The following is an 18,726-nucleotide window of genomic DNA, read 5'->3' on the forward strand; positions in this document are numbered from 1 at the left end:
TTTCCTCCCGCAATATTTTATCTCTTAGTATTTCCGCGGAGGAACGTAGCTAAACATAAAGAAAAACAGCAATTATAAAAATTGCTGTTTCCCTTTCGCATTATGCAGATGTTTTTGTATCAAGTACAGTACCGTCTTGTAACACCAATTTTGGCGGTTCATTATCAGCTACTGTTTCTTTTGTAAGAATACACTTCTCGATATCTTTACGAGATGGAAGTTCGAACATTACATCAAGCATTAAGCCTTCAATAATAGAACGAAGTCCACGAGCACCCGTTTTACGTTCAATTGCTTTTTTCGCAATTTCGATTAGTGCACCTTCTTCAAACTCTAACTCAACATCGTCAAGCTCCAATAGTTTTTGGAATTGCTTAACAAGTGCATTTTTCGGTTTCGTTAAAATATCAACAAGAGCATCTTCATCAAGTGGCTCTAGGTTCGCAATAACTGGAAGACGACCGATAAACTCTGGAATTAAACCAAATCTTAAAAGATCCTCTGGTAATACGTGAGATAAAACATGCTTCTCATTTACATCAGCATTTTTCTTCTCAGAACCAAATCCAATTACCTTCTCACCAAGGCGACGTTTAATAATCGGCTCAATGCCATCAAACGCTCCACCACAAATGAATAAGATGTTCGTTGTATCAATTTGAATAAACTCTTGGTGCGGATGCTTACGACCACCTTGAGGTGGAACGCTTGCTACAGTACCTTCTAAAATTTTCAGAAGTGCCTGCTGCACACCTTCACCAGATACATCACGTGTAATTGATGGATTTTCGGACTTACGTGCCACTTTATCAATCTCATCAATATAAATGATTCCTTTTTCCGCTTTCTCTACATCATAATCAGCTGCTTGAATTAATTTTAGTAAGATATTTTCTACATCTTCCCCAACATATCCAGCTTCTGTTAAAGATGTTGCGTCCGCGATTGCAAATGGAACATTTAAAATACGCGCTAACGTTTGTGCCAGTAATGTTTTACCACTACCTGTTGGCCCGATAAGTGCGATATTACTCTTCGCTAATTCTACATCATCAATTTTGCTGTTAGAATTAATGCGTTTGTAATGGTTATATACCGCTACCGCTAGTGCTTTTTTCGCGCTATCTTGCCCGATGACATACTCATCTAAGATTTCACGAATTTCTACCGGTTTCGGTACATCTTTGAATTCTACTTCTTCGTCCTTCGCAAGCTCCTCTTGTACAATTTCAGTACAAAGTTCGATACACTCGTCACAAATGTAAACACCTGGACCTGCCACTAACTTTCGAACTTGCGTTTGTGTTTTACCACAGAAAGAACATTTTAATTGCCCTTTTTCATCATTAAATTTAAACATATTTTCACACCCCTTACAAAGTGCTAACCTCTTGCCTTCGTATGTACACGATAAATGTATCGTATGTAAATACATATTATGTCACTACGTGGCGAGAAATACAAATAATATGACTAGTTATGTACAAATAAAAAAATTTTAAAACTTTTGAAATATGTATATTCGACTTGTAAAGGAACTTTTCCTTCTCCATCGAAAAGTTTTATAAATATATTTCTATATTTATAAAACAAGGCACGATTAAAATCGTGCCTTGTTATTTTATTATGCAGCGTTTTCTACTAAGAAGTCTACAGCTTTACGCACTTTAAGATCTTCAGCTAAAGCGTCTACGCTTCCAAGAGCTTGCTTGATAGCGTCTACTGGCATACCGTACATTTCAGCCATTTTTTCAACTTCTGCAGTTACTTCTTCTTCAGTAACTTCGATGTTTTCAGCTTCAATGATAGCTTCAAGAACAAGATTGATTCTTACACGTTTTTGTGCATCTTCTTTCATTTGCTCTTTTAATTTGTCAGCGTCAGTACCTGTGAATTGGTAGTAAAGCTCAAGGTTCATACCTTGTTGGCTTAAACGTTGCTCGAATTCACGAACCATACGATCTAACTCAGTGTTGATCATAGCTTCTGGAATTTCGATTTCAGCGTTAGCAGCAGCTAATTCTACTACTTCGTCACGTACTTTGTGCTCAGCTTCGTGCTTTTTGCCTTCTTCTAAGTTTGTGCGAAGTTTTGCTTTTAATTCATCAAGAGTTGCAACCGCTTCGTCTGCTTCTTTAGCGAACTCGTCGTTTAACTCAGGAAGTTCTTTTGTTTTGATTTCGTGAATTGTTACTTTGAATGTTGCTGGTTTGCCAGCTAATTCAGCAGCATGGTACTCTTCTGGGAATGATACTTCAACGTCTTTAGACTCACCAGATTTAAGACCGATTACTTGCTCTTCGAAACCTGGGATGAATGTACCAGAACCGATTGCTAGAGAGTAGTTTTCGCCTTTTCCGCCTTCAAATGCTTCGCCATCAACGAAACCTTCGAAGTCGATTACAGCTGTATCACCGTTTTCAACAGTTCCTTCTTCTTTAACAACTAGTTCTGCTTGACGCTCTTGTAAAGATTTTAATTCGTTCTCTACATCTTCGTCAGTTACAGTTGTTTCAACTTTTTCTACTGCTAAACCTTTGTATTCACCTAATTTAACTTCAGGTTTCACTGTAACTTTTGCAGTGAAGATAAGGTTAGCATTTTTTTCGAACTTCTCGATGTCGATTTCAGGATGATCAACTGGGAAGATACCAGCTTCTTCGATCGCTTCACCGTATGCTTTTGGTAAAATGATATCTAAAGCATCTTGGTATAAAGATTCAATACCAAAGCGTTGTTCAAATAATGGACGAGGCATTTTTCCTTTACGGAAACCTGGTACGTTAATTGTTTTTACTACTTTTTTGAACGCAGCGTCGATAGAGTTGTTTACTTCTTTAGCATCAACTTCGATTGTTAAAACGCCAACGTTACCTTCTAATTTTTCCCATTTTGTAGACATTTATTCTTTCCCTCCAACTATAATAATGTATGCACATACCTCTATAGATTAAGATCTTCATTATCTCTTTTTTGAAATAACAAATACACAAATAATCCTCTAGCAAAAGCTTTCAGATATAATGTTCCAATCTACTAATTGCCCAGAAGACAACTACGGTATATTTTGTTCGAGAATAATATGAAACATATTAAGTAAGAGAATTACACTTCTCTTCTCTTACAAACAGGCAGATTTCTGCCTTTTGCAACCCTTACATTATAACATAGAATATGCTCGTTTCAAGAACTGAACGATTCTTTTTCATAATTATACGGGCAAATATCCTTCTCTTTCAACACGTAATAACCATTGATAGGCAATATGAAACTCTTCCAATTCGATATTATATGCTGCCATAAGCTCTTCTTCATCTATAGCCAATCCGAAACGCTTTCTTCCAATTCTCTCTAAAACAGCTGACCAAATCTCTTCTTTATCCATTAATAGAGCGAATGGGAAAACGCTAATTTGCAACTCTTTCCAATATGTAATCATTGCTTCAAATATATCGGGATAATTTTGCTCTAATCGGCTTGATAATTTATGTATAATGTTATTGGATTGCTCCTCATTATGACCTGTAAATGCTGGAATCACCTTAATCGTATTTCCAAACTTTTCTACCTCTATTTCTTCTTCTACCTGACTTTCTATCATTTTATACAAAATAGAAGTTTTCAAATAGGGGTGCTGCTCTTCGTCTATTAAAAATTTCTTTAAAACAGGTAATGCAAGATCTAAGTCTTTTAACGAAAGTCGCTGAATCGCTCTTAGCTTCTGTCCAAAGTTTTCTCCAAAAATTTCATTAGTAAACTCATCCAATTCAAAATTTGAATCCACTAGCGATGCGTCTCCCTCATTTAGCATACCTTCTGCAAATAAAGCAAGCTGCGCTAATTTTTCCTTTTGATCAGGCATTATATCTTTCGTTTGTAAAACCTTTTCAACAGTTTCAATAACACCTTCATAATCATTTGTTTGAACTAAAATAGTTACGTACGTTTCAAGAATATCACCAAATAAGACAACTCCTGTTTTAAGCAACTGTTCACATTTGTCTTTCGCTTCTTCCATACGTTTTAATTCAAGTAAACAAATAACTGAAGCTAATTCCGTTTGTTCCGTTTCCGCATTATACTGACGTAGTATTTCAAAGCAACGCAATGCATCTTCGAATTCCCGCTCTTTCAGCGCTAAAAAACCTTCATCAATATAGCGCTCTGATAGTTGTGGAAACAATACGACCGTATTTTCTTTTTTATCCATACGTCCGCCTCTTTTTCTTGATTTTAATTATGTTCAAAGTAAATATATCAAATGCGTAATGAGAACACAACATCCCTAAACTATTTGTTTGAAATATGAAAATATTTAATTTTTACATTCCAATACGAATAAATTTCTACTAAAAATTAAAATTGTACAAATAAAAATCCCCAGCAACAAGCGCAGAGGATTCATCATTAATGGAAAGTTTTTATAATTGTGGGGTATATTACAAGGGTAATAATTTGGAGAACAATAATTGCCATAACAATCATGCTAAAATAGAAGATTGGTTTACTTCGCTTCATTAAAAACATAATAATAAGCATCGTACAAGCAAACAAACTTAAGAAGAACAAACTTGTTGTCGAACTAAGTATACCACTTGGGACAAAGAACAATAACACTACACTACAAGTACCTATAATTCCAAATAACCATTCCATTCATTCACTCATTCCCTTTCCCTCTCATGGCTGTTTTCTCTAAGCGATCAAATGTTTCACAACATCAACTACATACGTTAATTTCTCATACGCTACAAATCCAAAAGCAACCGTTAAGCCCGTTACAACTAATCCTTTCATCATTTCTTCCTCCTCGTTTTATCGTTGTTATCTTCATTATAAAAGATTAGCAATTTCTTACCATCGAACTACCTTACAGTTACCTTACAGAATTGTAAGATTTCAAAAAGAGATTGAAAAACACCTCATATCGCTTGAGGTGCTTTCACGGAATTTCTCTATAATCACTTGTAAAATCAACTTGTTTCTTTTAGTTATTTTTGGACGAATCGACTCTTAAACTAATAGATTTACTAAATAATTTAGAATCAAAATAATTATTCGTTACTTTTCTTAACTTACTTTCAGATATTTTCGTATTACAAGAAAACAACTGGTGAAAATCGTGTTAATATATTTTTGTACAATTAAGAATTTAATTTACAAGGGGGATTATATATGTTTAAAAAAATGGCGGCAGATGTATTAGGACTAAGCGATGTAGGTTCTGTCATTACACCTAAAGACTATGATAAGGTCGATGCTGATGATTATGTGATGCATGAAGATGGGGAGAAAATTTACTTTCTAATTAAATCCAAATCAGATGAATATTGCTTCACAAACAAAGGGTTAATTCACTTAGACGGTACAAGCGCAACAAGTAAAAAACGTACACTACGCCGCTTTAGTTATAGCAAATATCAAATTAAAAACGTAGCACTTGAAACTGCAGGAACGATTGATTTAGATGTAGAAATTAAGTTTCAAATGGGCGATGAACATTACTCAATTGATGTTCATAAAAAACATATTGAAGAATTAAAAGATTTATATAAGGCTTTACTTAAAATCGAAGAAATTTCATACGACAACGATATTACATTACAATATGCACATAAAAGTTTAGATATGGCATCTAATGCCTTTAGCCGTATTTCAAACGCACAAGTAAACCTAGCAGAGCAATTTAAAGAAATGAACGAGATTGCCTTTAACTGGCTTGTTGATACGAAGAAACAATATAATGTGAAAGATTATGGTTTTGTCTTTGACAAGTTTATTAACAACTAATTTAAAATACACAAAAAACCTTGTTATCAAAAGATAACAAGGTTTTCTTAGCGTCCCAGGAGAGATTCGAACTCCCGCTCCGCCCATTTCCGTACTATTTTATATATTTGGATCGCAGTCTTAATATATCTTCTCCTTCGCGAATGCCTGCCGATCCCTTCCTCACATTTTTTACGACAGTCCAATTCGGGTTAGTTTCATCACCGATATTCTGTACTGTAAAATTGCCATCACCATATTTCCGGTGACCTTCTGCCAATTTCTCCGTTAAATCATTCTCATTTGATCTCGCCATCTTTGCGCCATCTCCCTTTTTTATACGACCTTCTTAAACCCTCTAACCAATCACAGGTCCAGTCAATTGGAGATTCTCGTTTTCCGCTTCTATTAATTGTAACACACTGCCGGGGATAAGTTCCGACAATCGATGCTCAATCTTACTAGAATGGTAAAAAGTTTTAGAACATTCTAAGTAAAAAATTAGGATAATACGGATATGGATTTGAGTTCCATCATAAGCCTATTGATTCTTTAAATTAAATACTATGAGGAACAGGGCGCATAAACGGCGCTCCTTTTATTTAAGAAAAAGAATTACATATACAACTGCTTAATATCGAAGGAACGGTTACAGATATTAAGCATGAGCTACAATTATAACCCAAACTAGACGCGAAACTTATAAGTAATCACTTCTTGTGATAATCTTTCACTCGTATTAATTATGCTATTTTATTCCTACCCCCATCTCTTACACCAAAACATCAATTTTTAGCGTCCCAAGAGAGATCCGAACTTCCGGCCCACCTATTATCTACAATATATAAGCGATTCTTTCATGGCTTGTTTAACATACATTGGCTAATGTATAGATATGGTATAATTTTCTTGTGAAAATATTATAGGAGAAGCAGGGATGGTACAAATAAAAGTAACACCTGAACGTCTAGAGCAAGTAGCCAAGACGGTAAAGAACGTACGGTACACCTTAGAACAAATACATAATGGTTTATACAATCAAACAGAACATATTGCCGCAAACTGGGCAGGAGCAACTAGCCAACATTTCTATCAAATGTTTAACGAAGCTAAACCAAAAATGTTCACAGTTTTAACGGAATTCGATAAAATAGCTACCGAATTAGAAAGAGTTGCGGAAAAATTCCGCACGGCAGATGCTGAGTACGACGGCAATCTAGTTGAAAGTGAGATTATAGCTAATACTCCTTCTTCAGAAAATAACAACACATCACCTGGTGCATCTTCTTCGAAAAAAGATGGTGAAAGTTTAGAGAAAGTTACTAGAGACCTAGTGGGCGAGTTATCGGGAGAATACGATGTACGACGTGTTATAGAAGGTGTTGATCCCGATACTGGCGAAAAACTTTCATGTTGGGAACGCACTGGTGCTGGTGTCATGGTTTTTGCGGGGCTTACGCCTGTTGGTAAGGGAATAAAAGTAGTCAAAGGCACAAAAAAAGTTTCCAATGCAATAGATGCAGCAGCCACACTAGAAAAACAACGGAAAACTTTAAAAGCTAATAGCTTAGCTGGTAAAGAATACGAAACAAAAATGTTCGAGGTTATAAAACAACAAAAACCTAAATCTGAATTGAATGAACAAATAACCGTACAAACAAAATCGGGCGTACACACTCGTATAGATATAGGAGGCAAGGACGCAAATGGCAAGATTGACTTAGTAGAGTTAAAATCTTCACCTACTGCACCTCTTACTAAAAATCAGAAAAAAGCCTTCCCTGAAATTGCAGAATCAGGTGCAATAGTTAAAAGTAGGAACAAACCACCATTTGAACATTTAGAAGAGATCCCACCAACGAAAATAAATGTAATAAGAAAAGAAGAATAAGGAGGCTTTTATATGGCATTACATGATACGGATCAAGTCGATTTAGTTTTAATAGATGAGGATAATAAAGATAATGTATACTTAACAATCTTTGATGCTTTAGAGTGGAATAAAAGCGAAGAACTTGACGATGAACACATTTTACTTTTGCAAGACAAAATCAATACATATTTAGGATTCATTGAAAGTGATGAAATCTACGAAAAAGTTCCAAGTACAATAGGAAGAACACATTTCATTATACAAGTGTATTCGCAGAATGAACCTAGTTTTTACGGGAAAAAGTTTTATAATATTGTAAGTGAACAATTAGGAGAATCTGGATATGGATTTGAGTTCCATCATAAACCTATTGATTCTTTAAATTAAATAAGAGGAATAGGGCGCATAAATGGCGCTCTTTTCTTAATGTACTTCCATCCATAATAAATAATAATTATCATATATTGCGTTATATTTTACACTTCTTGCACATACATCAATTTGTAGACAAACAAAAAACCTTGTTATCAAAAGATAACAAGGTTTTTTTAGCGTCCCAGGAGAGATTCGAACTCCCGACCGTACGCTTAGAAGGCGTATGCTCTATCCGGCTGAGCTACTGGGACATGGAGCGGGTGAAGAGAATCGAACTCTCGACCAGAGCTTGGAAGGCTCTTGTTTTACCACTAAACTACACCCGCATATGTTATTTTCTTTTCTTCGTTAGCGCCGTTGCCCTATCGACAATATTTATTATATGTATAACCACACATAAAGTCAACACCTTTTTTAAAAGAGGATAAATTTTCTTATCCTCTTTTAAAAACTGCTTGTTCAACTAGTTGTCCGTCTAACGTTTCAAAACGAACTTCCATTTGATTTTCATCCATTTCTAATAAAGCAAATGTCTTTTCTACACGCTGACGTGGTAATAAAATACTGCCTGGATTAATAAATAAAACGCCCTCGATTAATTCCGCACCTAATACGTGAGAATGTCCGAAGCATGCAACTTGCGCTCCCACTTCTTCAGCATGGTACGCTAGCGTTTGTAATGTCATTTTCACATTATGGCGATGTCCATGCACAACTAAGAAGCGAATTCCATCTACATCAGTTACAATTTCATCTTGAAAGTTAGCATAATCACAGTTTCCTTTTACAACATGGAAACCTTGCAGTTCTTCATGAGCAGGCGTTAGCTCTGAATCACCGCAATGAATCATGATATCTACTTTCCCTTCATATTTCTCTTTCAACTGCTGTAATTCCTTCACAGAGCTATGACTATCGCTTACAATTAAAGCTTTCATCATTCTCTCTCCCTTATTCTCCTAAAAACCATTCCGGGATTTTTTCTTCTAACTTACGAAGAGCACGGCCACGGTGGCTAATAGCATTTTTTTCATCTGAACTTAATTCCGCCATTGCTTTTTTGTATTCTTCCACATAAAAAATCGGATCGTATCCAAAGCCATTTTCTCCGCGGCGTTGTTCTAAGATAAATCCTTCACATGTCCCATTTACAATGACAGGCTTTTTATCACCTTCAGGGAAAGCAACTGCTAATGCACAATAAAAACGAGCTTTACGCTTTTCAAAGTCAACGTCATTTAATTCTTGTAACACTTTATCGATATTTGCTTGGTCATTTTTCGGTTCACCAGCAAAACGCGCTGAATACACTCCTGGTTTTCCATTTAAAGCATCTACAATAAGACCCGAATCATCCGCAATTACGATAGAATTCAACTGTCTACTCAAACTATCCGCTTTTAAGATCGCATTTTCTTCAAATGTTTCACCAGTTTCTTCGACTTCTTCAATATGAGGAAAATCGTGTAATGATTTCACTTCTAAATCAAATCGCTCAAATAACTCAGCAAACTCACGTACTTTTCCCATATTTTTTGTCGCTACAACAACTTGTTTCATACTTTCCACCTCTACTCTATATGAGATACGATGTCACCTAAAGCTTCTTTTTGCATATCAATCAGTTGGAAAATGCCTTTTTCCGCAGCATCAAGTAGTTCATTTAACTGCGCTCTACTAAACGTCGCTTCTTCTCCAGTTCCTTGCACTTCAACAAATTGGCCTTTTCCAGTCATAATTACGTTCATATCAACGTCTGCTTTAGAATCTTCTGCATAGTTTAAATCTAAAACAACACCTTGCTCTTCAACAATTCCTACTGACGTTGCTGCTAAATAATCTTTTACTGGAATTTTAGATACTTTTTCTGCTTGTAATAATTTCTCGAAAGCTAATACCATCGCTACATATGCACCTGTAATAGACGCTGTTCTCGTTCCACCATCTGCTTGGATAACATCACAGTCAATCCAAACTGTTCTCTCGCCAAGCGCTTCTAAATCAACTACCGCACGTAATGCTCGTCCAATTAGACGTTGAATTTCCATTGTACGTCCTGTTACTTTCCCTTTGCTTGACTCCCTAATTGTACGTTGTTCTGTTGCACGCGGAATCATCGCGTATTCAGCTGTTACCCATCCTTTTCCTTCTCCACGCATAAACGGTGGTACACGCTCTTCAATTGTTGCTGAGCAAATCACCTTTGTATCCCCAACTTCAATTAATACAGATCCCTCTGGATGTTTTAAATAATTCGTATGAATATGTATATGGCGTAATTCTGTTTTCTCTCTACCATCTACTCGCATAAAAATAACCTCCTCTTAATTACTACTCGTTAGTATAGCCAAATTTAAATGTATGATATGTATACAATAAAAGAAGGAGAACCCAAAAAGCAATTCTCCTTTCTTACTTAAGTATATCAAATTATTCAAGATTAAAAACTACCTGTATTCACGTTTTCTGGACGATCTACAGGTTTTATTAACTTTCCGCCCTTTTCATCTATAAGATTTGCTTTTCCATTCACTTCAATAGAAATATTTTTCACACCTTTCTTTTCTGTTAAAGATAAAACTAACGACTTCAATACGTAATTTGAGATCATATTTTTATCTGGGTTTACAAATATATTTTCATTAAAGTTTAATGTAAGATTTCCGTCTTGTAATTTCGGATTCGTAATAAGCTTAACGCCTGGATTAAAATCATTCAGGAGCGATTGATGAATCGGACCTTTTACAAGTTCATCTATAATTGCTGCATAATCATTTTCTTTTCCTTCCGCAACGCGGCGTGTGACTGGTACGTAGTATTGCTGTTTATTATTATTTTGCGCCATGAAATATAGTGTGACTGGTTTTGTATTCGTTACATCTGCTACTTGTTCATCATCGAAGTTAATACCATTTGCACGGCTCACTCCTTCACCAAGCGGTGTACCAGCAACCGGCATCTTCGCCAATTTCTCACCATTTATTTGGAACTGCACTTGTTTTATCTCTGTAAATTGCGTCAACGTCCACGCTATAGATTCAATGATTTGACGCTCTTCTTCTTTCGCATAGTTTTTCATTTCTTTAGAGAAATCAATAACTGCCGTCCCGTCCTTTTTCAAATCTAAAGTCATCGTTGTATTCGCCGGAATGACTGCACGAAACCCATTCGGTAATAAATTCGTTACCGGTCCATCTTTCACAAGGTATTCTAACGTTTGCTTCACAGTCTCATTTGCTTTCGGAGTAGGTATAGCTAACGTTTGTGGTACAACATAACCATTTTTATCAACAAGGTATAGTTCTCTATTTACCATTTGCCCTTGCTTATCTTTTTTAGCTACTTCTTTCTTCCCACCCTCTGTATACGTAACTTGTTTTGGCGGATCAATTTGTTCAGTTGCTTTCTCCTGATTTATAAAGCCACACCCTGTTAGTAAAACAGCGCTCACAGTAGCACCAACAACCCATTTAAAAGTGGATTTAGGCATGCCATTCCCCCCTAAAATCTAAGTTTGTACTATTATGTATACGAGCCGTTTCACATTTTAGAACAAGCTGTGCCTCTTATAAAGTGAAACTTTAATCAGTGGAGGGTCTAACTGCCCAGCAAATAGCAAGATAAAACAAAAAACTCCTGATTTCTCAGGAGCTCACCTATATGAATTCTACTATTATTCTTTTTCTAAATGAATATGCTTCACATTTTCAATCGGTTGACCGAACCATTTTGATGCAATTTCTTTAAACAAGCCTATTTTTCCCGTTGTTAAGAAGAGATGATCGCTTTGTTCTTCTCCTTCATTCAACATTTTACTATGATATAAGATTGTACTTACTTCACGTGCTGTTTCATCACCAGAACTAATTAGTTGTACTTTATTTCCCATTACTTTTTTAATAACAGGTCCTAAAATTGGATAGTGTGTACACCCTAATATAAGTGTATCAATATCGGTACTTTTCAGTGGTTGCAGCGTTTCTCTTACAACTTCATACGCCATTTCACTTTCGAAATTCCCACTCTCTACAAGTTCAACGAACGGTGGACAAGCTAAACTTTCTACCATAACACGGTTATTAATAGACTTTAACGCCTCTTCGTATGCACCACTTTTCACCGTTCCAATCGTTCCAATAATCCCAACGTGATACGTGTTTGTCACTTTTAAAGCTGTACGTGATCCTGGGTGAATAACTCCTACTACTGGAATTGGTAATTGTTTTTGCATCTCTTCTAATACAACTGCAGTTGCTGTATTACACGCAATAACTAACATTTTAATATTTAAATCTAGTAAATGCTCCGTCATTTCCCACGTAAATTGACGCACTTCTTCTCGAGAACGTGGACCATAAGGACAACGTGCTGTATCTCCTAAATATATGATACGCTCTTTCGGCAACTGACGAATTAATTCCTTCGCTACTGTTAAACCGCCAACTCCTGAATCGATAACACCGATTGCTCTATTCAACTTCATCACCCGTTTTCTCATTCATCATCTTTTATGTTTATCATTATATTTTACACACTTTAAGTTCGCTCACTTAAACTGCTTCTGTATGAAAATTTTCATTTGTACCTGTATAGACTAGGACTTTTTTATTTTGCTCCTTTTTTTCATAATTTGCAAGACAGAAAAATAACCGACCTTCTATATGAAAGTCGGTTTCTTCTATATAAAGCGCGTATTTATTGCTCCTTCTTTTTTCGGAAAAAAGACATTCCCATTAATAAGAAGAAATGAGCAGAAATTAAAATGACGATAATTTATTTACAGCCCTTTTTATCGCCTTACCTATTTCCACGCTAGACTGTGGATTTTGTCCTGTAATTAAATGACCATCTACTACTACATGCGGCGTAAAATTGGGGGCTACATAAAACAAAGCTCCTTCTTCTTTCAACTTACTTTCTAACAAAAACGGAACGCGCTTTTCTAAATGTACAGCTTTTTCTTCATCGTTTGTATAACCTGTTATACGCTTACCGGCAACAAAAAACGAGCTATCCTTATTTTTCACACCGACTAAGGAGCTTACTCCGTGACAAACAGCCGCTACAATCCGGTTATTGTTATACATGTTCTCAATCAAATTTGCTACATATGGATTGCCTGGAAAATCTACAATCGCCCCGTGCCCACCACCAAATAAAACCGCATCATAATCCGAGAAATGAACATTTGAAATCGGCCTCGTATTTTGTAATAAAGAAGCTACATGCTTGAATTCGCGAGGTATACCATTCGGAATAGACACTCTATCTATAGGTACTCTCCCGCCTTTTATTGACACAATATCAACATCAAACTTAGCCTTTTTAAATACATGATAAGGAGCTGCGAGCTCTTCAAGCCACAAACCAGTCGGGTGTCCATTCATATCATGAGCACTTGTTGAAACTAACAGTATCCTTTTCAACATATCCCCTCCTTATTACCTATTTATGTATGGAGTGTTCTTATCATTCATATAGCAAGTGAAGCAAACAAAAAAATAGCCGACTCTTTGTATAAAAGTCGGCTGCTTTCTTATAGTTCGAGCTCTCCCATACGAAGAAGCTCCACAACTGCTTGTGAACGTCCTTTAACCCCTAGCTTTTGCATTGCGTTTGAGATGTGGTTGCGAACTGTCTTTTCACTTATAAAAAGTTCACCTGCAATTTCCTTCGTTGTTTTATCTTGAACCAGTAATTCAAATACTTCTCTTTCTCTCTTTGTGAGTAAAGGTTTAGATTGATACGCTTTTTCCTTCAACTGGTATAACCCTCCTTGCTTAAGCCAGAGCTGTGTATGTGTAAGTTGGGTGTTTATTTAGTCAAGATATTGTATGAACGAAATGTGCAGGTGGTGAATGAAAATGGGCTTTATTTCCTATGTTATTTTAGACTTTTATACAGTGCGTACACTCTTTTTATCCACTTACTTTCCAACGCGCCATATTTGTTCTAGCAATATACTTACAACTGTACCTACAAATAAACCATTACCGAATATATATTGCATAACAGACGGCAAGGATTGGAGTGCTCCAGACGGTAAAAACATAACGCCGCTGCCAAATAATACTGCAACGCCTAAAATCGTTACATTCCTTTCACTCATCGGCACTTGTTTTATATTATTAAATCCAATTCCAATTAACTGTACGAACGAAGCCATTAAAACAGCCGATGCGACAGCAGATGGTAAAGATGCTAAGTAACGAATAATACTTGGAAAAAGAGACATTACGACTAGTAACGCACATGCCATTAAGAACGATCGTATATACTTTTGTTTTGTTAAACGTATAAATCCTGCCGTTGCTGGTAACGGAACGACACCTACAGTTGAAAATACAGAAGAGATGATATGTGAAATCCCCCCAACCCATGTTCCATCTTTCAACTGTTTTTGTTCAATAGTCGCTTTATGAATAGTTGCTTGATTAATTGCTATAATAGCTGCCACCGTATTCGAAACTAAAATACATACCATAACGAAACTTGATACAGCCATACCTGTATTCCATTTTGGAAGTCCCCAAGCAAATATATGTGGAAGTTGCACAAAATGAGTTACTTGAGATGGGATTGTCACTTTTCCTGCAATAAGAAAAATAATCCACCCACTAATTAATCCTATTAAAACTGCATAACTTTTGACAAAGCCTTTTCCGAAATTAGATAGTATAATAACGAACAAAAATATACTAAACGCGATCATTGCTGTAAATCCGTCGATTTGAGAAATAGTAGCTGTAATTCCTAACATTCCTTTTAAAAATACACCACTTAATTGTAAACATAATAAAAGTAAAAACGTCCCTGTCACAAGCGGCGTAAATAAAAATAAAATACGTCCTATAAAACCAGTTACTCCTAATCCTATTAAAATAACACCGGAGATTATCATTCCTAATTCTAAAATTTGCAGTGTACTATGTAATTGATCCTGTCCGGCCGTTGCGTAAGCAAGTACGGTAAATACACCAACCCAAGATCCAGCCGGCCCATCCGCAATTGGCAGTCTATGCCCAAGCCAGCCTTGTAAAAAAGAAGATATACCAACTACAAAAAACGTACGCTGCATTAAATAAAATATTTCTTCCGTCGTAAGATGAAATAATCCGCCAACGACAATTGGTAGTGCGATTGAATTTGCTAATAAAAATATAAACCATTGCAAAGTTCCCATAATATGATTTTGGTTATGTTGATTGTCCAAAATTTTCATCCCTTCTAGCTTTCCTATAAAAAATATATTGTAAGAATAAAAAAGAAGAGTTCTAGACTTACCATTAGAACCCCCCTCAAAATATTTAAACGATTCTTCTACACAAGATTATTTAATTCCACCTCATTTAAACTTCCAACAACAATATTTCCTTTATACACAACTAAACGTTTTTCTGTTTGACGCGCTACTGCTTCAGCAGCGCATGTCGCATTTGTCAAAACAAAACTCGCTTCATCCCCTACATTCGGCCATACTCGCTTCCCTTCATTATTTAACGTTTCTTTTCCTCCTGTAATAAAGCGAAGTGCTTTTCCTAAAGACCTTTCGTCACTCCACCCAAAACGCTCTGCTAATCGATTCGCCTTTTGAAGCATATCACCTGTTCCAAACGGTGACCAATGATCTGTAATACTATCATTTCCTAATGAAACCTTAACACCTTTTTTATCTAATAACGGAATTGGGATTACTTGTTTACCAATTGGTACCGTTGAAGTAATATCAATATTTACATTTGCGAGTCTCTCTGCCACTTCTTCAGCCTCTTTATCAGTAACACCACCAAGTCCAAGTGCATGACTAATTGTTACACGACCTTGCCATCCTGCTTCTTCTGTTAAACTTGCCAATCTCTTCATCGTAAAGCTTCCAAGATTATTCGCATCGTGCAAATGAATATCAACATTCGCATTAAATTCTACTGCGATATCCATAATTGTATGTAATGATTTTTCAATGTCATTATCCACTGTAGCTGGATCTACACCTCCGACTAGATGAGCCCCCATACGCATCGCATCTTTCACGAGTTGCACAGAATTACTGCGCAATAATCCATGTTGCGGAAACGCAACAATTCTACTAGACACTCGATTTTTATATGTTTCTAATGCCCCTAACGTCGCCTCCAAATTACCAAGCCCAATAATTGGATCAACATTACAATGCGTTCTAATATTCGTTGCACCATTTTGCAGTAGTAACTCTAGCATATTTTCCGCTCTATTTTGGGCAGTTGCTAATTGCTTTGGTAAAATTTTTTCTTCTTCATTAAAACGTGTAAAAATACTTTCTGCTGGCATACAAGCTTTCCAAGGACCACTATAATATGTCTTATCAATGTGAATATGCATCTCTTCGAAAGCGGGCAAAATTAATAAACGATTAGCATCAAGAATGAGTACCCCTTCCTCTTGAACAGTCCCTGCTATAATTTTTTTAATTCGTCCCTCTTCAATAAGTAAACTACATAACTCTGTTTCTGTTTTTGAAATTCTCCCCTCTTCATATGTATACCCCGATTCAAGCGTTACATTAGTCAACCAATATACCGTCATCTCTATTTCCCCACCCTTTATTAAAAGTTACCTCTTACTATAATTTTAATATCAACTGAAAATTAAGACAATTAATATGACTGTTCCCTAAAAAAATGTCATACAACCTCATAGTCTCCTCATAGATTTCCATATAGAATAGAAGTATAGAGTTTGCTATAAAAAGGAGTGTATTGGAAGATGTCAAAAAGATTATGTAAATCCGAAACTGATAAAATGCTATTTGGTATATGCGGTGGTTTAGGAGAATATTTTGATATTAGCTCTACTCTCATTCGCATACTTTGGGTCATTGCAGTTTTATGTTTTGGGACGGGGTTTTTAGTTTATTTTATTTGTTTATTACTTATGCCACGCTCTTACTAATAACATTCTTTCATATATTTGAGCATAGTGTATACAAAATCCCCTATAGATTTTTCTATAGGGGATTTTTTCATGAAGAATATTTCATCGTTAAATGTAATACCGCCACTTCTTTTTCTTCATTTTTATAAATATGCTTCTTATTCGCTTCAAATTGAATGGAATCAAACTCATTTAATTCATATACATCATTCTCCACTTGAATAGACACTTTCCCTTTCATTACCGTTACAAGCTCAATCGCACCTTCATGATGAGCTTCTGGTTCATATATACTATTTGATCGTAAACAAGCACGGTGCATTTCCATCCCTGTTTCTTTCGTATAACGGAACATCGTTTCTAAATGCCATGCTTGTCCTACATCTACTGCAAATCCTTCTCCACAGCGCGCAACGGCTACTGGTTCTCCAAAAACCATTAATCTAGATAAAGGAATTGATAACCCTTTCGTTATTTTCCAAATGACAGCTAGCGTCGGATTTGTTTCCCCTCTTTCGATCTTTCCTAATGTTAATTTACTAACTCCTGTTTTATGAGCTAATTCTTCTAAACTTAATTTCTGTTCATTTCGAATTTGTCTCAATAACTGTCCAACTTGTTGAATGACTTCTTTCGTTTGCATATCTTCATTTTCTTTCATATATAAAACCACCTTAAAGTATAAAATAGTTTACTTTTATTCAATTAAAGTATATCATACTATACATAATTATTTATTTCCGAAAGGAGTGCTATACTTCATGCGCGCAATTTTATTAGGTCTTTTATCATCGGCCTTTTTTTCTGCAACCTTTATTATTAATAGAGCAATGAATATATCTGGAACGAGCTGGGCTTGGACAGCTTCCTTCCGTTTTTTATTTGCTCTCCCTATTTTATTCCTTATCGTTTTATTTCGCAAAAACTTTAGGGGATTATGGAAAGAGTTAAAAAAACATCCATTGGCATGGATCGGATGGGGTTCTGTTGCCGGTATTGGTTTTTATTCTTTATTAAGTTTCGCAGCTGTCTTTTCTCCAGCTTGGCTCGTTGCTGGAACTTGGCAAGTTACGATTTTAGCTGGTTTACTACTATCACCACTATTTTTTGTGAAAATAGAAACAAAATCAGGTACGAAACTTGTACGTGGAAAAATTCCACTTCGTAGCTTATATGTTGCTTTATTTATTTTACTTGGTGTAATTTGTATGCAAGCAACTGCCGCAGGCCATATTACAATGACTCAGTTCATTTCAGGTTTTTTACCTGTCGTATTAGCCGCTTTCTTATATCCGTTCGGTAACCGAAAAATGATGGAGCTTGTTGGCGGACGCCTTGATACGTTCCAACGTGTATTAGGAATGGCAATTGGAAGTCTTCCTATAACAATTTTGCTTGGTGTATATGGATTTTCTACTACGGGTATTCCAACATCTAGCCAAATGCTTCAAGGATTTTTGTTAGCATTATGTTCCGGCGTTATTGCAACGATGACATTTTTCTTTGCTACTGACTTAGCAAAAGATAACCTGGCTTTACTTGGAGCTGTTGAAGCAACACAAGCTGGAACGATGGTCTTTACCGTACTTGGAGAAATTGTTTTCTTGAATGGTTCGTTTCCTGGCGGGCTTTCCCTACTTGGAATGATTATTATTATGTTAGGAATGGTTGCAAATAGTATTTTAAACCGATCTATTCCAGCCGTTAAACAGAAAAAATCAGCATAAAAAAAGAGTATGGTTCTATAGAGATGAACCATACTCTTTTTTATTGTCCCCCTATTTCGCCTTATCAGAATA

20 protein-coding genes and 2 tRNA genes are annotated in these 18,726 nt (G+C 35.9%); 5 read left to right on the forward strand and 17 right to left on the reverse strand.

The window, feature by feature from the left end:
* Window positions 1-100: 100 nt before the first annotated feature.
* The 4 genes from clpX to ACTJJY_RS05980 form a co-directional block, all read right to left on the reverse strand.
* Window positions 101-1,360 carry an ATP-dependent protease ATP-binding subunit ClpX gene (gene clpX / locus ACTJJY_RS05965; RefSeq protein ID WP_000472289.1) on the reverse strand — a complete coding sequence of 420 codons (1,260 nt, stop codon included), beginning with the start codon at window positions 1,358-1,360 and terminating at the stop codon, window positions 101-103.
* A gap of 264 nt (window positions 1,361-1,624) precedes the next feature.
* Window positions 1,625-2,902 carry a trigger factor gene (gene tig / locus ACTJJY_RS05970; protein WP_000105215.1) on the reverse strand — a complete coding sequence of 426 codons (1,278 nt, stop codon included), beginning with the start codon at window positions 2,900-2,902 and terminating at the stop codon, window positions 1,625-1,627.
* Between the two features lie 309 nt (window positions 2,903-3,211).
* The gene (locus ACTJJY_RS05975) at window positions 3,212-4,210 is read right to left on the reverse strand and encodes a hypothetical protein (protein ID WP_440605185.1); all 999 of its coding nucleotides are present in this window, start codon (window positions 4,208-4,210) and stop codon (window positions 3,212-3,214) included.
* Window positions 4,211-4,407: 197 nt separating this feature from the next.
* Window positions 4,408-4,656 carry a hypothetical protein gene (locus ACTJJY_RS05980; RefSeq protein ID WP_050844554.1) on the reverse strand — a complete coding sequence of 83 codons (249 nt, stop codon included), beginning with the start codon at window positions 4,654-4,656 and terminating at the stop codon, window positions 4,408-4,410.
* Window positions 4,657-5,175: 519 nt separating this feature from the next.
* Between ACTJJY_RS05980 and ACTJJY_RS05985 the strand changes: the two genes are divergently transcribed.
* Window positions 5,176-5,790: a PH domain-containing protein gene (locus ACTJJY_RS05985; protein WP_000473868.1), complete on the forward strand. Its 615-nt coding sequence runs from the start codon at window positions 5,176-5,178 to the stop codon at window positions 5,788-5,790.
* Window positions 5,791-5,884: 94 nt separating this feature from the next.
* Here the strand turns inward: ACTJJY_RS05985 and ACTJJY_RS05990 are convergent, their stop codons facing one another.
* On the reverse strand, window positions 5,885-6,085 hold the full coding sequence (locus ACTJJY_RS05990) for a hypothetical protein (protein ID WP_000124460.1): 201 nt from the start codon (window positions 6,083-6,085) through the stop codon (window positions 5,885-5,887).
* Window positions 6,086-6,706: 621 nt separating this feature from the next.
* Here ACTJJY_RS05990 and ACTJJY_RS05995 point away from each other — a divergent pair.
* Window positions 6,707-7,660 carry a WXG100 family type VII secretion target gene (locus ACTJJY_RS05995; RefSeq protein WP_440605186.1) on the forward strand — a complete coding sequence of 318 codons (954 nt, stop codon included), beginning with the start codon at window positions 6,707-6,709 and terminating at the stop codon, window positions 7,658-7,660.
* 12 nt (window positions 7,661-7,672) lie between these two features.
* Entirely contained in the window at window positions 7,673-8,029 is a 357-nt protein-coding gene (locus ACTJJY_RS06000) for a DUF6572 domain-containing protein (RefSeq protein WP_001173693.1), read from the forward strand.
* A gap of 165 nt (window positions 8,030-8,194) precedes the next feature.
* On the opposite strand, the gene ACTJJY_RS06005 is transcribed toward ACTJJY_RS06000, so the two are convergent.
* From ACTJJY_RS06005 to ACTJJY_RS06055, 11 genes are all read right to left on the reverse strand, one after another.
* Window positions 8,195-8,268: transfer RNA gene (locus ACTJJY_RS06005), tRNA-Arg, on the reverse strand.
* 1 nt (window position 8,269) lies between these two features.
* A tRNA-Gly gene (locus ACTJJY_RS06010) sits at window positions 8,270-8,343 on the reverse strand.
* A gap of 108 nt (window positions 8,344-8,451) precedes the next feature.
* On the reverse strand, window positions 8,452-8,955 hold the full coding sequence (locus tag ACTJJY_RS06015) for a metallophosphoesterase (protein ID WP_000645488.1): 504 nt from the start codon (window positions 8,953-8,955) through the stop codon (window positions 8,452-8,454).
* A gap of 13 nt (window positions 8,956-8,968) precedes the next feature.
* Window positions 8,969-9,577 carry an XTP/dITP diphosphatase gene (locus ACTJJY_RS06020; RefSeq protein WP_440605187.1) on the reverse strand — a complete coding sequence of 203 codons (609 nt, stop codon included), beginning with the start codon at window positions 9,575-9,577 and terminating at the stop codon, window positions 8,969-8,971.
* Window positions 9,578-9,588: 11 nt separating this feature from the next.
* Entirely contained in the window at window positions 9,589-10,326 is a 738-nt protein-coding gene (gene rph, locus ACTJJY_RS06025; RefSeq protein WP_001261763.1) for a ribonuclease PH, read from the reverse strand.
* 131 nt (window positions 10,327-10,457) lie between these two features.
* On the reverse strand, window positions 10,458-11,507 hold the full coding sequence (gene gerM / locus ACTJJY_RS06030; RefSeq protein WP_001126743.1) for a spore germination protein GerM: 1,050 nt from the start codon (window positions 11,505-11,507) through the stop codon (window positions 10,458-10,460).
* A gap of 183 nt (window positions 11,508-11,690) precedes the next feature.
* Window positions 11,691-12,500, reverse strand: coding sequence for a glutamate racemase (gene racE, locus ACTJJY_RS06035; protein ID WP_016512279.1), 810 nt, complete (start codon window positions 12,498-12,500; stop codon window positions 11,691-11,693).
* 274 nt (window positions 12,501-12,774) lie between these two features.
* Window positions 12,775-13,446, reverse strand: coding sequence for a type 1 glutamine amidotransferase domain-containing protein (locus ACTJJY_RS06040; protein ID WP_440605188.1), 672 nt, complete (start codon window positions 13,444-13,446; stop codon window positions 12,775-12,777).
* Between the two features lie 107 nt (window positions 13,447-13,553).
* Complete coding sequence (gerE, locus tag ACTJJY_RS06045; protein WP_000659484.1) at window positions 13,554-13,778, reverse strand: spore germination transcription factor GerE; 225 nt, start codon at window positions 13,776-13,778, stop codon at window positions 13,554-13,556.
* Between the two features lie 165 nt (window positions 13,779-13,943).
* Window positions 13,944-15,239, reverse strand: coding sequence for a purine/pyrimidine permease (locus ACTJJY_RS06050; protein WP_053563595.1), 1,296 nt, complete (start codon window positions 15,237-15,239; stop codon window positions 13,944-13,946).
* A 98-nt stretch (window positions 15,240-15,337) separates the two neighbouring features.
* A complete protein-coding gene (locus ACTJJY_RS06055) occupies window positions 15,338-16,579 on the reverse strand; it encodes an amidohydrolase family protein (RefSeq protein WP_440605189.1) in 1,242 nt (413 codons plus the stop codon).
* A gap of 180 nt (window positions 16,580-16,759) precedes the next feature.
* Between ACTJJY_RS06055 and ACTJJY_RS06060 the strand changes: the two genes are divergently transcribed.
* A complete protein-coding gene (locus ACTJJY_RS06060) occupies window positions 16,760-16,945 on the forward strand; it encodes a PspC domain-containing protein (protein WP_000044337.1) in 186 nt (61 codons plus the stop codon).
* 70 nt (window positions 16,946-17,015) lie between these two features.
* Here the strand turns inward: ACTJJY_RS06060 and ACTJJY_RS06065 are convergent, their stop codons facing one another.
* Complete coding sequence (locus ACTJJY_RS06065) at window positions 17,016-17,588, reverse strand: helix-turn-helix domain-containing protein (protein ID WP_440605190.1); 573 nt, start codon at window positions 17,586-17,588, stop codon at window positions 17,016-17,018.
* 100 nt (window positions 17,589-17,688) lie between these two features.
* On the opposite strand from ACTJJY_RS06065, the gene ACTJJY_RS06070 reads away from it, so the two are divergent.
* Window positions 17,689-18,654, forward strand: coding sequence for a DMT family transporter (locus tag ACTJJY_RS06070; RefSeq protein WP_440605191.1), 966 nt, complete (start codon window positions 17,689-17,691; stop codon window positions 18,652-18,654).
* Window positions 18,655-18,726 lie beyond the last annotated feature (72 nt).

Source organism: Bacillus sp. 22475, assembly GCF_052044835.1.
Lineage (GTDB): Bacteria > Bacillota > Bacilli > Bacillales > Bacillaceae_G > Bacillus_A > Bacillus_A cereus.